Origin of the sequence: Neorhizobium galegae (genome assembly GCF_017877135.1) — a bacterium.
GTDB classification, from domain to species: Bacteria; Pseudomonadota; Alphaproteobacteria; order Rhizobiales; family Rhizobiaceae; genus Neorhizobium; species Neorhizobium galegae_A.
Genome location: NZ_JAGIPH010000002.1, coordinates 64,810 through 78,778 on the forward strand (window position 1 = coordinate 64,810; position 13,969 = coordinate 78,778).

Consider the following 13,969-nt stretch of genomic DNA (forward strand, 5'->3'; position numbering starts at 1 on the left):
CCTGCCGGACATCTCCCCCTCAAGGGGGGAGATCATCGTGTTGATGCCGTCCGCTTTCTCAATGCAGCGTTTCGCCAGACTTAATCGCAATGCACATCTTGGACCGGCGGTTTTGCCTCTTGCCAATCTCCCCCCCCCTTGAGGGGGAGATGCCCGGCAGGGCAGAGGGGGTAGACCCGGGGTGAGACGAACGCGATCCTACTCCCCTGCTTCGGAAAAGGCCTGCAGGCCGGGAAACAGGTAATTCTGGCCGGCCTTGAAGTCGAAATCGGGATTGTCCCAGGCAATCATCTTGCCGGGGTTCAGAAGCCCCTTCGGATCGGTTTCCTTCTTGAAGGCCAGTTGCACCTCGTCGGTCTGCTTCATGCCGCCTTCTTCCAGCGTGTAGCGGTGCGGGTTGAACACCGGGCAGCCATTCTCCTCGTGGATGCGGATGATTTCTTCCAGCCGCTCCCGTGTGGTGTAGCGCACCAGCGGCAGGCCGGAGCATTGCATGCGCCCGTCGAACTTGATGAACTCCAGATGGCCGGGCACCTCGTCGCCGAAGATTTCCGTCATCTTCGCAACCTTTGCCACATGGTCGGGGCCGGGATATTGCACCTGCAGATAGGTGAAGCCCGGATCGACCTTCAGCGCCCGCAGCGTCGTGTGGTTCCAACCGAGTTCATAGGCATGCGGAATGCCCTTCATGCTTTCCACGGTATCGGAGCGGAACAGCACCTCGCCCTTCATCTTCTGCGTCAGCGCCAGGAACGGCTCCATCGAATGCGGCGCCACCATCAGCACCACGATCGACTGGTTGCGGTGGCGGATGAACGGCTTGTGGCGCGGGAAGAAGTCGTAAGGAATGGGCGCTGCGATCGGCGCCACTTCCTTCAAGAGAATGCCGTTCTTGTGGGCGAGCGCATCGGCAAGCCGCACGGCATCCATGTAGTCGTCGTAGCCGACGAGCACATCCACCCAGTCATAGGCCGGCGCCAGCGGCATTTCCACCTGCGTGATGATGCCATTGGTGCCATAGGCATGGGTCACCTTCTGCAGGTCCCAGGCTTTGAGATCCAGCACACGCGGTTCCGCCTCCATGGTGACGACACGCAGCGACAGGATATTGCCGAGATCGCGAAGGCCGCCCCAATGGATGGAGCCGACGCCGCCCGAGCCGCCGGCCACGAACCCGCCGATGGTGGCGGTCTGGGCGGTGGAGGGGTGGAAGCGCAGTTCTTGGCCGGAATGGGCCTTGGTCTGCCGGTCAAGTTCGGCAATCACGATGCCCGGTTCGCAGATGACGCGGCCGGGATGGATTTCCTTCACCTTGTTCATGTTGATGAGGTTCAAGACGATGCCGCCGGCAAGCGGCATGGCCTGCCCGTAATTGCCGGTGCCGGCGCCGCGCGGGGTGACCGGAACGCCATGGGCATAGGCCACCTTCAGCGTGCGGATGACCTCTTCCTCGTTTTTCGGCGACACCACGAGATCGGCCGTCACATGGTCGAGTTCTGCCTTGAGAATCGGCGAATACCAGTAGAAATCGCGGCTCTTCTGGCGCACCAGTGCCGGATTGTCTTCCACCGCAATGCCGTCGAGGTCGCGTTTGATCTGTGCGTAATCGGCCATGTTATCGGTCCAGGATCGGGTCAAGGTCACGGTAATCCGGCAGGCGGCGGTCGATGCCCATGCCATTCCGCATCACGATGCGGTCCGCCTGCGGACGGGAAAGAAATTCGCTCCAGCGGCGCGCCGAAAACAGCACGAGATCGGCGGCAAGGCCTGCCTTGATGCGGCCGATGTCGGAGCGACCGAGACTGTCGGCGGGGGTGGTCGTCACCACGCGGGCCGCCTCGTCGAGCGGATGGTCGAGATGCAGGATGCGCACCGACTCGCGAAACACCTCGACCGCATCGAGATCGCCATAGGCGTAGAAGGGGTCGCGGGTATTGTCGGAGGAAACCGAGGTCTTGACCCCCGCCGCCGTCAATTCATGAAACAGCGTGACGCCCCGCCAGCGCGGCGTGCGGCCCGCATGTCGGTCCTGCAGATACATGTTGCACATCGGCAGTGACACGACCGAAAGACCGGCTTCGGCCACCAGATCGACGGTGCGTTTTGCCAGCTCCTCGTCCTGGCGCGCCAGCGAGCAGCAGTGACCGACGGTGACCTTGCCTTCAAAGCCAAGGCGCAGTTTCGTTTCGGCAATTGTTTTGAGCGTCAGAACCTGCTTGTCTTCCGTCTCGTCCACATGCAGGTCGATGTCGAGCCCATTGTCGGCGGCGGCACGAAACAGTGTTTCGAGGATCTTTTCGAAGTCGGGCAGGATGCGGGTGGCGCCGCCCAGAAGGCCGCCATGGCGTTTCGTGACTGCCACGATATCGGCAAACACCGGTTCGTTCAGCACTTGCTCCAGCGGCAGAAGCGCCACGGCCTGCAGGGCGACACGGTCCTGCCATTCCGCGCGCAGCTCGGAAAAGACGGTAAAGGAAATGCCGTGCTGCGGCGGAATGCTGTCGAGATGGGTGCGGATGAGCTTTGTGCCGTGCGCATAGGCCGTTTTCAGTGAAAATTCCATACGAGCGCGCACGTCTTGCGCCGACCAGTTTTGCGCGCGGTCGGCACTGACATTTTCGAGCGCGCCCAGGAAAGTGCCATCCGGGTTGCGCCGGCGCTCCCAGATATGGCCCTTGTCGAGATGCGTGTGCATATCGACAAAACAGGGAAACACCATGCCATCGCGAAGGTCGGCGCGCGGAAGGGCAGCCGGTGCCGTGCCGGGCGAGACGATGCTTTCAATTTTGCCGCCGGCAATGATCAGGTCGGCCGAGACGAGGCCTTCCTTGGCCGGGGCCTCGTAGCCTTCGACGGTGATGGAGGGCAGCGTGGCATTGGCCAGAACGAAATGGTCGGCCTTGGGAAGATCGAGAAAGGACATCAGTTTTCTCTCCTTATGCTGCTCTCGTGCCAGCGGTGAAGCCCGAGCCAGGCGATGAAGGAGGTGATGCCGAAGATCACCACGCCGAGCGCCGAGAGGAGGATCAGTGCTGCAAAGAGACGCGGAATATTCAGGCGGTACTGGGCTTCCAGGAGACGGAAGGCGAGACCGGAGCCGGCACCGGCCGAGCCCGCGGCAAATTCGGCCACCACGGCTGCAATCAGCGACAGACCGCCGCCGATGCGAAGCCCGGTCATGAAATAGGGGAGCGATGCCGGAAGTTTCAAATAGATCAGCGTCTGCCAGCGCGAGGCGCCGTAGAGGTCAAAAAGATTCAGCAGGTTATGATCGACGCTCTTCAGCCCCTGCACCATGTTCGACAGGATCGGAAAGAAGGCGACGAGGAAGGCGCAGATGAGAAGTGCCACCTGCGTGGTCGGCGCATAGATGAGGATCAGCGGCGCGATGGCCACGATCGGGGTCACCTGCAGGATGACGGCGATCGGATAAAATGCCGTTTCGATCCATTTCGATTGCACGAGGAAGACGGCGATACCGACGCCGCCGACAAGCGCCAGGGCCAGCGCCGACATCGTGATCTTTGTCGTGACCCAAAGCGCCGGCGACAGCGTGCCCCAGTCCTTGACGAGGGCAAGCGCCACCGCGCCCGGGCCGGGCAGGATATATTGCGGAACGCCGGTTGCCGTGACCAGCACCTGCCAGAGAAGCACCAGGCAGACGACGACGAGGATCGGAATGGCGATGCGCAGCAGCGTTTCGCGATGGCGGAAGACAAAGCCCGGTTCGTGCAAGGCGGCCATCAATGCATCTCCATGCCATCGGCAAGCGGAAAGCCGATCGCTTCCATCAGCGAATGCGACACCTTTTCGCAAGTTGCGCGATATTCTTCCGAGCTGCGATAAAGCGGGCCGCGATCCAGGCTGGTGGAAAGCGGAAAATCCGCATGCACCCGGCCGGGCCGCGCCTTCATCACCACGATGCGGTTGGAGAGATAGGCGCTCTCGAACACCGAATGGGTGACGAAGATGACGGTGATACCCGTTTCGCGCCAGAGCCGCAGCACGTCGTCATTGAGTTTCTGGCGGGTGATTTCGTCGAGCGCCGCGAAAGGCTCGTCCATCAGGAGAAGTTTTGGCTTGGTGACGAGCGCGCGGGCAATCGAAACACGCATCTTCATGCCGCCGGAAAGTTCTCGCGGATAGGCATCGGCAAAATCCTTGAGCCCCACCATGTCGAGTGAGGTCATGATGTTTTCGCGCGCGGCAGCCTTCGAGACGCCGGCAAGCCTGAGCGGCAGGTAGACATTGCCGAACACCGTCTGCCACGGCATCAGCGTCGGCTCCTGGAAGACGAAGGAAATATCGCCTTCCGGCAGGCCCTTGGAATTGATGCGCGAGCTTGGCCAGTCGATCTCGCCGGTGCTGACGTCGCCGAGCCCCGCAATGATGCGCAGCGCCGTCGACTTGCCGCAGCCGGAGGGACCAAGCAGGCTCACGAACTCTCCACCCTGGACGGTGAGCGACATATCCGACAGCGCCAGCGTGCCGCTCGAAAAGCTCTTGGAGACATTGCGCATCACCACCAACGGGCGCTTGTGGGAGGCGGGGGGCAGTGGGGCATCAGTCTCGGTCATAAAGGGCCTTGTGTTCTTTGCATGTGTGTGGGGGCTTTCCAGAGTTTTTCGAAAAGCTGCCCCTCACCCTAACCCTCTCCCCGTGGGGACGGGGGGAGGGGACTTCGTTGTGCGCCAAAGGCACTGTCAGACTCAGCGGCTGTCGCGACATGCGCCAAGCGAGCCGATGCTGGCAAAGACCCCCTCTGGCCTGCCGGCTTTTGGGTCGAGCCACCGGTCTCACCCCGTCCTTCGGACCCCGCCACAAGGGGGGGACTGCAGGAGGCAACCGTTGCCTCAGCCCGAAGAGTGGCGAGGGATGGACAAGCCCCTCCCCCTTGTGGGGAGGGGACTTCGCCGTTTACTTCTTCAGCGCCATGCCGACGCCCTTGCAGACGAACTTGGTGGAATAGGCCTTCTTGTAGTCGAGGTCGGCCGGCTGCACGCCGATCTGCACCATCTCTTCGAAGAATTTCTTGTAACGCTCGTCGGTGATGCAGCCGATGCCCTTGGTCAGCGCGTCGCCGGATTCCACGATGCCGTATTCCTTCATCTTTTGAATGGAATAGGCGATCTGGCCATCCGTCATTTCCGGATTGTCCTTCTTGATCAGCGCGTTCGCCTTGGAATTGTCGCCGTAGAGATAGGTGTACCAGCCTTCGATCGTGGCATCGACGAAGCGCTGCACCACGTCCGCCTTGGTGTCGATCATCTTCTGCGTGGTGGTGATCATCGTCGAATAGGGGCTGTAGCCGGCATCCGCCAGCAGGAAGACTTTCGGCGTCCAGCCGGCCTGCTTGCCGATCTCATAGGGTTCCGACGTCAAATAGCCCTGCTGGGCGGATTTCTTGTCGGCGATGAAGGGGGCGGGGTTGAACGTGTAGGGCTTGTACTGCTCTTCCTTGAAGCCCGGAAAGTTCTTCTTCATCCACTCGAAATAGGTGACATAGCCTTCCTTGCCCATGAAGATGGTGTCGAGCTTGGCAAGGTCGCCGAACTTTTCGACGCCGGCATCCGGATGGGCGAGCAGGACCTGCGGGTCCTTCTGGAAGATCGAGGCGACCGAGACGAGCGGGATGCCCTGCTTGACGGCGTCCATGTCGCCGAGCGGACCGCCCATGTAGAAATCCACCTTGCCGGCAATCAGCAGCGCCCGGTTGGCGGCATTCGGTCCACCCTGCACGATGGTGACTTTCAGCCCGTGCTTTTCATAGGTTCCATCAGCCACGGCCTGATAAAAGCCGCCATGTTCGGCCTGCGCCAGCCAGTTGGTGCCGTAGCTTACCTCGTCGAGAGCGAGCGCCTGGCCGCTCATTGCAATGCCGGTGCCCAGAGCCATGCCGGCGAGAGTGGTCTTCAATTTCCGCAGCGTGTCCATTCCACCTGTTCCCTTTTCCGATGCCGGGACGCTCTTTGCGGCATCCCTTTCATCCATTTCAGCCATTGGTTTTGCGCTTTGAAAAGCATCAAAATTCGCACGGATTGATGCCTTTGTGGCAGCGCTCATCTGGTCACTGCACAAATTGTGCGGCATGATGAAATCTTAAGCAATGGGGCCCGGCATGCTGCACTCGCGAAAACTGCAATACATTGACGAAATTGCCCGCTGCGGGTCGATCCGCAAGGCGGCGGCGCGCCTCAACGTCGCCTCCTCGGCGATCAACCGGCAGATCCTGGCGCTCGAGGAGGAGCTTGGGGCACAGATTTTCGAGCGCCTGCCGCGCGGATTGCGACTGACGGCAGCGGGGGAATTGTGCATCGAGCATATCCGCGACGTGCTGAAGGCCTATGACAAGCTGGAGACGCGCGTGCGCGGCCTCAAGATGCCGCAGGTGGGTCGCGTGTCGATGATTTCCACGGTCGGGCTTGCCGCCGGTCCGCTGCCGGAATTTATTGCCCGCTTCGTCGAAAAACATCCGCGCATGCGCATCCAGCTTGCCATTGACGGGGCGACGACGACGGCGAACCCGGTCCTCTCCGGCGAGGTCGATCTCGGCATCGGCTTTAATATTCCGGCAACGCCCGGGCTTCGCACGCTCGCCACCTTCGATATCCCGATCGGGGTCGTGCTGCCGCCCGATCATCCGCTGGCCGGCGAGGAGGGGCCGGTGGATCTCGCCAAGGTGCTGCAGGAGCCGCTGGTTCTTGCCCAGCCCGGCATGAGCCTGCGCACCATGATCAATCTCATCCTGTCGCCCTTGCCGATGTCGGTCGAGCCGGTGGTGGAAACCGGTGCACCGGAGACGCTGCGCCACCTCGTGAAGCGCGGCACGGGGCTGACCTTTCTCAATCCGCTCGATGTGATCGGCGATTGCCGGCGCGGCGAACTGGTCTTTCGCCCGCTCGTCGAATCGCAGCGCCGCCACCAGCCGATGAAGCTGTTTGCCCGCGCGCGTGCCACGCTCGATACGGCGACCAGCCTGTTTGTGGAGTTTCTGCTCGGGGAACTCGGCGCGCTGGTGGAGGAACTGGAGGCAAAGGGGCATGTGCCGCCGCAGCGGCAGCCGACAGAGCTGCGGTCATGAGGCGCCTTGTGCTTGCAAGCCTGCTGCTGGTTGGTGCCGCAGCGTCTGTCTCTGGCCGCGATCTGCCGGCGGACGTTTCCGCCTTCGTTGCCAAGAGAGAGCAATGCGATCATTTTCGCGAGGAGCCGCCCGGCGATGCCGCGCGCCGGCAGGAGATTGCCGCTGCCCTTGAAGCCTCCTGCCGCGGCACCGATGCCAGGCTGAAGGCGCTCAAGCAAAAATATCGCAGCGGCCCGGTTCGCGCGCTCCTCAATGGTTTCGAGGAGGAGATCGAGTAGATCAGGCCGTATAAAGGTTCGACAGCGGATAGGATTCCACATCGCGCAACAGCCGGATGAAGCCCGCCACCTGATGGCGGCAGATGGCAGCTCCCTTTTCCGCCGTACCCGCTGCCGCATTGCCGACGACGCCTGCCGGATTGAGGTCATGGGCAATCCAGGCGAGCGCATGCGGCGGCAGCGGCTGCAGGAAGCGGGTGTTTTCCTTCATCCATTCGGCCTTGGAGGCGAAATTCTGCGCCTTGTCCATCCGCACCAAGTCCGGGCGGAAGTGCAGCATCAGCGAGGTTTCCACTTCGCCGCCGTGAATGCCGAATTTCTGCTCGTGCTCGCTGATCATGCCTTCCGGCTGGCCGAAGCGAGCCCATTGGGTGGCCACGGCCGCCATGCCGAAGCGCACGCGCATCTCGCGCGAGACGATGCTCATGATGTCGAGATTGCCGCCGTGCGAATTGACCATCACCAGCTTGCGGATGCCGGCTTCCGCCACCTTGCCGCCGATCGCCGTCCAGGCGGGAATGAGAATGTCGGCGCCGAGCGAGAGGGTGCCGGGCCCGTAGATGTGCTCGTTGGCCTTGCCGATTTCCTGCGTCGGCAGAACCAAAATGTCGAGGTCGTCGGGACGCTGAACCTTCAGCTCTGCCAGCATGCCATTGGCAATTGCCACATCGGTTGCGATCGGCAGATGCGGCCCGTGCTGCTCGGTCGAAGCAAGCGGCAGGATGGCAATGGTCCTGTCCGGAGAGAGGCCGGCGAAATCGTAGGTGTTCAGTTCATTCCAGTAAAACGGCTTGGCCATGGCATATCCTCTCGCAGTCCTTGCACTCTGGATAAGGCAATCCCAGCGGGTCCGAAAAGCGCCAAATTCCGTGCGGCTTGCTGCCTTTTTGCGCGCATTGCCGCTGTCTCTTTTCGGGGCAGTCCCGTTTCGGGAAAAAAGTGCGTTTCGCTAAAATTGTCGTCACTGGCTTAAGTCGCCCGCAAAAGCAGCGGGTTATAACTCGGTCAATCCCGGGACACAGGACCGGGCAGGCTCTGATGAAGGGCCGATGATCCGAAACGGGACGGTGCGCAAAACGGCGACCCTCCGCTTTGACAAAGGCAAGCGATTATGTCGAAAACCATCATTGCCGTTGCGGCGCTTCTCTCGGTCTTCACCTGCGGCACAGCCGATGCAGCCGGCCCGGGAGGTCTTGCCCGTGGTGCCTTTACGGTCCTGTCGCAGTCGCACGAAGTGGCGACAGCCAAGGCGGCTCCCGCCCCCTATGAAACCGATTACGCGGCGGTGCAGGCACTCAACATCGCCGTCAACGAGACGGTCGGCTCGCTGGACGGCTATTTCGACAGCCTGGTTTCCGACGCGACCGGTGGCCCGGCGCGTCCCGGGTCCTGCACCGATTGCGCGCGTCTCAAGCAGGAGGCGCTGATCGGCCGTGGACAGCCCTTAGACGAACTGCGCATCGGCTTCCTGATGACGCCTGCGGGCACAGTGGAGCGCGTGCTGATCGTGTCCACCGACAATGGCGATCTGGTTCTCGACAACCGCGTGCCGCAGATCTGAGGAGCGCCTGACGTTACGGGCTTCCGGTTGCCGGCTTCCCGCGTTCGGCAATGGCAATGCCGCCGAGCGCCAGCACCAGCGCCAGCACATGAAACAGCTGTAGCTGCTCGCCGATGACCAGGACGGACAGCAGCGTGCCGAACACCGGCACCAGATTGATGAAGAGGCCGGCGCGGTTGGCGCCGATATGGCCGATGCCCTGGATATAGAGGATCTGCGCCACCAGCGAGGCAAATAGCCCCGTATAGAGGGCGGCCGTCCAGCCGGAGGCATCCGGCCACATCAGCGTTCCGGCCGAATATTCCCACGCCACCAGCGGCAACGTGCACAAGAGTGCCACCAGCGCCGGAATGGCCATCAGCGTGCGCCAGTCAACCGGCGGGCGCCAGCGCAAGACGATCGTATAGGCCGCATAGGCAATCACGGCGATCACCATCAGCAGATCGCCGAAATTCACTGTCAGCGACAGAAGCGTCGCGAGATCCCCATGAGAGACGGTGATGGCCACGCCGACCAGCGTCAGAGAAAAGCCCAGGATCTGTGCGAGCGACACACGGATACGGAAAAACACGAAATTGGCGAGAAAGATCAGGAACGGAATGCCGGCCTGCTCGATCGTGACGTTGATGGCCGTCGTATAATGCACGGCATTATAGAGAAGCACGTTGAACAGCGTGTAGCCGACCGCACCGAGAAAGATCATCAGCGGCAGGTGCTGCCTAGCCACCGGCCAGTCACGTTTCAGCTGCGGCAGCGAGATGGCGAAAATGATGGCGCAGGCAATCACCCAGCGCAGCATGGTCAGCATCATCGGGCTGACATGGCCGACGGCGAGCTTGCCGACGACAGCATTGCCGCCCCAGCACAAAGTGGCGATGATCAGGTAGGTATAGGCTCTGATATGCAAGGGTGCACTCCGGGGAAGATCCGGAAAGAGCATGACTTCCCGATTGTTTTGTCGCGCAAATAACCGCGAGCGAAGCGCGCTGTCATCTAAAAACAGGCGAAAAGCTCATAAACGGGTCGCTTTCCCTGAAATCACACAGTATAGATGCGCCGGTTTGGGCGGGGCGTTGAAGCCTGGCGACAGAGCAGGAAAGCTTTAAGATGACGAATGTCGTGGTAATCGGTTCGCAATGGGGTGACGAGGGCAAGGGCAAGATCGTTGATTGGCTCTCGGAACGAGCCGATATCGTCGTGCGCTTCCAGGGTGGCCACAATGCCGGCCATACATTGGTGATCGATGGCGTCAGCTACAAGCTTTCGCTTCTCCCGTCCGGCGTCGTGCGTCCCGGCAAGATGGCCGTCATCGGCAATGGCGTCGTGGTCGATCCGCATGCGCTGATTGCCGAAATCGGCCGGCTGAAGGCGCAGAATGTCGATGTGACGCCGGAAAACCTGCGCATCGCGGAAAACGCCACGCTTATCCTGTCCCTTCACCGCGAACTGGACGGCATGCGCGAAGACGCCGCCTCCAACAGCGGCACCAAGATCGGAACCACGCGCCGCGGCATTGGCCCGGCCTATGAAGACAAGGTCGGCCGCCGCGCCATCCGCGTCATGGATCTGGCCGATCTCGATGCGCTGGAAGCCAAGGTGGAGCGGATTCTTACCCATCACAACGCGCTGCGCCGTGGTTTTGGCGCGCCCGAAGTCGAGCACTCCACGATCATGGAAGAGCTGACCTCGATTGCCGATCGCGTTCTCCCCTTCATGGATTCGGTCTGGCGCCTGCTCGACAAGGAGCGCCGCCAAGGCTCGCGCATCCTGTTTGAGGGCGCGCAGGGCTCGCTGCTCGACATCGACCACGGCACCTATCCGTTCGTGACCTCCTCGAACACGGTGGCCGGCCAGGCCGCTGCCGGTTCCGGCATGGGTCCCGGCTCGCTCGGTTATATCCTCGGCATCACCAAGGCCTATACGACGCGCGTCGGCGAAGGCCCGTTCCCGACGGAACTGACCGATGAAATTGGCCAGTTCCTCGGCGAAAAGGGCCATGAGTTCGGCACCGTGACGGGGCGCAAGCGCCGCTGCGGCTGGTTTGATGCGGCACTCGTTCGCCAGTCGGTGGCCACCAACGGCATCACCGGCATTGCGCTCACCAAGCTCGACGTGCTGGACGGGCTGGACGAGTTGAAGATCTGCGTCGGCTACACGCTGGACGGCCAGGAAATCGATTACCTGCCGGCTGCCCAGGCAGCGCAGGCGCGTGTCGAACCGATTTACATCACGCTGGAAGGTTGGAAAGAGTCAACCGTCGGTGCCCGTAAGTGGGCGGATCTGCCGGCTCAGGCGATCAAATACGTGCGTCAGGTGGAAGAACTGATCGGGGCGCCGGTGGCGCTTCTGTCCACCAGCCCCGAGCGCGACGACACGATACTTGTGACAGACCCTTTTGAAGACTAAAGTCCAGCGCTATCTACCTTTTCACTCGGCGCGCTGCCGGTGATCAAGAGAAAGTATCAATGGCTGATTTTGTAGCGGTTATTCGCCGGGCCGTGGATGGCCTGGCGAACAATAATCCCGAAATGCGTATTCGGGTATACGAAAAGGCTCGCGGCGCCGTTCAGCGGCAGCTGGAGAACATGAAGCCGCGCCCCTCGGACGAGATGCTGCGCCGCCAGATGGACAAGCTGGAAGCTGCGATCCGCGAGGTCGAGGCCGAGCATCGCGAAGCTGCGCCCGCGGCCGACGAACCGTTCGTGCAGCCACCGCCCGTCGATGTCGCGCCGGCGGCCTGGCAGGAACCGGCCGCTGTGCCAGAGCTTTTGCCCGAACCCGAGCCTTCGCCCGAGCCCGTGCGCGCAGAGCCTCAAGCCTTTGCCGAGACGGCCGTCCAGCCGGAGCCTCAGGACGAGACGCCGGCAAGCCCGGCTGCCGTCCCCGAAGCGCAGGAAGCGCCCTACGAAGCACCGTATCATGAGCCGCAGCCCGAAGCCGTGCCGGAACCGGAAGCGTATCAGGCCGAGCCGGTCCACTCCGCAGATCCGTATGGCGCGGCGCCGGAGCAGGATGATGCGCGGTCGTTCAATGCCGAACCGGTGGCGCCTGTCCATGAACCGGCCGATACCGAGCCGCAGACGCCGGCCCATGACGCGCATCAGGACCTGACCGCGGTTCCGGCTGCGATGCCCGAGGCCCATGCGCCGGCCGACGAAAATCCCTTTGCTGACGAGGCCGATGTGCCGCGTGCAGACGCTCCCCTTGCCCATGAGGTCGAGGCACGGACCTACGCCGAGGCACCGCGTTTCCCGGTCTATGACGAGCCGCCGCGCACCCGGGCACAGATGGCGCCCGCCTGGCCGGATGCCCCATCGACAGCGCCATCCCTGCAGAGGGAAGATCCCTTCTCGTCGGACGGGCCCGAAGCGGATCAGCACCCGCAAGAGACTGCGCCGCAGGTCTCCGGCCATGACGACTGGCATGACAGCGCGCAGGCCGCGTCCGCCGCGACCGGTGAGACCCTGTCCGAATCCGCCTCCATTGCCGTGGAGCCCGCGCCTGTCGCGGACTGGAACAACTCCGCCGGCTGGAACGCGCAGCCCGATTGGCAGGCGCAGGACGATGCAGAGCGCCCCGAGACGCCGGCGGCAGCACCCGTTGTGCCGGCCTTCATCGATCGGCAGGCTGCCGATCTGTTCGAGGCGCATTTCGATCGCGAAGCCCATGTCACGGCCAAGGTCGAGATGCCGGCCGTGACGGACCTGCCTGATTATCCGACGCCGGCCAAGGCCGAGCCGGATGTGCCTGATCCGCTTGCCACCTATCTTCAGCCGATCCAGACGACAGCGAAGGTCGATGCGCCGGCTGCGTCCAGCGACCCGTGGAACGATCTGGAACAACTGATCGGCTATGACAAGACAGCCGCCGAAAAGGGCGGACGCGGGGAAGACCTGCCGGCGGAAGAACCGGATCTGGCGGAAGCGGCTCCTGCACGCGCCTACCGCGTCCAGTCCAAGCCCAAGCGCAATTACGGCGTTTGGGTGCTGGCCATCCTCGGTCTCGCCGTCCTCGGCGGTGGTGGCTATGCCATCTGGCTGAACCGCGATGCGCTGGACAACATGATCGGCAATGTCGCGGGCGAGAAGACGGCTCCGGCTGCCACGACCGCGTCGGCACCGCCGTCTTCGAACAACGCGACGGCGCCGGCTTCGACGCAGGCCCCCAAGGGAACTGCGACTGCCACCGCCACGGCGCCTGCCGCCGCGTCTGGCACACCGGCGGCGACCGGCCCGACCAAGTTTACGCAGCGCCTGCTGGCAAACGGTACGGAAGTCGATGACGGCGCCGGCGGACCGGCAGCCGGTGGCGCAAGCCAGTCGATTGCCCAGCTGAACGCTCCGGCGGCACCCGATGCCGGCGGTAACACCAATGCGGTGACGACGCCGGCCGCACCGAGCAGCAGTGCGCCGCCTGCAACCCCGGCTGCAACGCCGGCCGTTTCGGGAGAGAAGATCTTCCTGTACGAGGAACGCATCGGCCAGTCATCGCCGACTGCCATCGAAGGCAGAGTGTCCTGGTCGCTGCAGAGCGAAACCGGCGAAAACGGCCGGCCTGAGCCTGTGGTCCAGGGCCGCATCAACCTGCCGGAACGCGGGCTGACGGCGCTCATCACCTTCAAGCGGAACGCGGATGCCTCGCTGCCGGCGAGCCACCTGGTCGAGTTCGTCTTCTCGCTGCCGGCGGATTTCGAGGGCGGTGCCATCGAAAGCGTGCAGCGCATTTCGATGAAGCAGACCGAGCAGGATCGCGGCGATCCGCTGATTGCGGTTCCGGCCAAGATCACGCCGGACTTCCACATGATTGCGCTCAACGATTTTCCCGATGCGCGCGCCCGCAACATGGAGCTTCTGAAGAGCCGCAACTGGCTGGACGTGCCGATCATCTACGGCACCGGCCGTCGCGCGCTACTCACCCTCCAGAAGGGCTCTGAAGGCGTGAAAGCCTTCGATGAGGCGATCCGCCAGTGGGCGGCCCTTTCGCCGGCCGGCCAGTAAGGTCAGGCTTCGGTTCAGGAGAACATCAAGGTCCGCCGGTTTCGCCCGGCGG

Annotated in this window: 12 protein-coding genes; 5 read left to right on the top strand and 7 right to left on the bottom strand. The window is 62.8% G+C overall.

Annotated elements, in window-relative coordinates; all coding sequences use genetic code 11:
- Positions 1-198: 198 nt before the first annotated feature.
- The 5 genes from J2858_RS07815 to J2858_RS07835 all read right to left on the bottom strand — a co-directional run bounded on the left by J2858_RS07815 (position 199) and on the right by J2858_RS07835 (position 5,895).
- Positions 199-1,614, bottom strand: a complete 1,416-nt coding sequence (locus J2858_RS07815) for an FAD-binding oxidoreductase (RefSeq protein ID WP_210104243.1) — start codon at positions 1,612-1,614, stop codon at positions 199-201.
- 1 nt (position 1,615) lies between these two features.
- Positions 1,616-2,923 (bottom strand): cytosine deaminase, encoded by a 1,308-nt coding sequence (locus tag J2858_RS07820; RefSeq protein WP_210104244.1) that lies wholly within the window; start codon positions 2,921-2,923, stop codon positions 1,616-1,618.
- On the bottom strand, positions 2,923-3,744 hold the full coding sequence (locus tag J2858_RS07825) for an ABC transporter permease (protein WP_210104245.1): 822 nt from the start codon (positions 3,742-3,744) through the stop codon (positions 2,923-2,925). The genes J2858_RS07820 and J2858_RS07825 overlap by 1 nt, the downstream gene beginning before the upstream one ends.
- Complete coding sequence (locus J2858_RS07830; protein ID WP_210104246.1) at positions 3,744-4,577, bottom strand: ABC transporter ATP-binding protein; 834 nt, start codon at positions 4,575-4,577, stop codon at positions 3,744-3,746. Before J2858_RS07830 ends, J2858_RS07825 begins: the two co-directional genes overlap by 1 nt.
- A 340-nt stretch (positions 4,578-4,917) precedes the next feature.
- A complete protein-coding gene (locus J2858_RS07835) occupies positions 4,918-5,895 on the bottom strand; it encodes an ABC transporter substrate-binding protein (RefSeq protein WP_245365700.1) in 978 nt (325 codons plus the stop codon).
- Positions 5,896-6,118: 223 nt separating this feature from the next.
- Here J2858_RS07835 and J2858_RS07840 point away from each other — a divergent pair, with 223 nt between their 5' ends.
- A complete protein-coding gene (locus J2858_RS07840) occupies positions 6,119-7,081 on the top strand; it encodes a LysR family transcriptional regulator (protein WP_210104248.1) in 963 nt (320 codons plus the stop codon).
- Positions 7,078-7,359 carry a hypothetical protein gene (locus tag J2858_RS07845; RefSeq protein ID WP_210104249.1) on the top strand — a complete coding sequence of 94 codons (282 nt, stop codon included), beginning with the start codon at positions 7,078-7,080 and terminating at the stop codon, positions 7,357-7,359. The genes J2858_RS07840 and J2858_RS07845 overlap by 4 nt, the downstream gene beginning before the upstream one ends.
- 1 nt (position 7,360) lies before the next feature.
- Here J2858_RS07845 and J2858_RS07850 read toward each other — a convergent pair whose 3' ends face one another.
- Entirely contained in the window at positions 7,361-8,158 is a 798-nt protein-coding gene (locus J2858_RS07850; protein ID WP_210104250.1) for a creatininase family protein, read from the bottom strand.
- A 312-nt stretch (positions 8,159-8,470) separates the two neighbouring features.
- Between J2858_RS07850 and J2858_RS07855 the strand changes: the two genes are divergently transcribed.
- The gene (locus J2858_RS07855) at positions 8,471-8,920 is read left to right on the top strand and encodes a transglutaminase-like cysteine peptidase (RefSeq protein WP_210104251.1); all 450 of its coding nucleotides are present in this window, start codon (positions 8,471-8,473) and stop codon (positions 8,918-8,920) included.
- A gap of 13 nt (positions 8,921-8,933) precedes the next feature.
- Here J2858_RS07855 and J2858_RS07860 read toward each other — a convergent pair whose 3' ends face one another.
- Positions 8,934-9,860 (bottom strand): DMT family transporter, encoded by a 927-nt coding sequence (locus tag J2858_RS07860; RefSeq protein WP_432443279.1) that lies wholly within the window; start codon positions 9,858-9,860, stop codon positions 8,934-8,936.
- Between the two features lie 167 nt (positions 9,861-10,027).
- Between J2858_RS07860 and J2858_RS07865 the strand changes: the two genes are divergently transcribed.
- Both J2858_RS07865 and J2858_RS07870 read left to right on the top strand, forming a co-directional pair.
- A complete protein-coding gene (locus J2858_RS07865; protein WP_210104253.1) occupies positions 10,028-11,326 on the top strand; it encodes an adenylosuccinate synthase in 1,299 nt (432 codons plus the stop codon).
- A gap of 59 nt (positions 11,327-11,385) precedes the next feature.
- On the top strand, positions 11,386-13,917 hold the full coding sequence (locus tag J2858_RS07870; protein WP_210104254.1) for a hypothetical protein: 2,532 nt from the start codon (positions 11,386-11,388) through the stop codon (positions 13,915-13,917).
- Positions 13,918-13,969 lie beyond the last annotated feature (52 nt).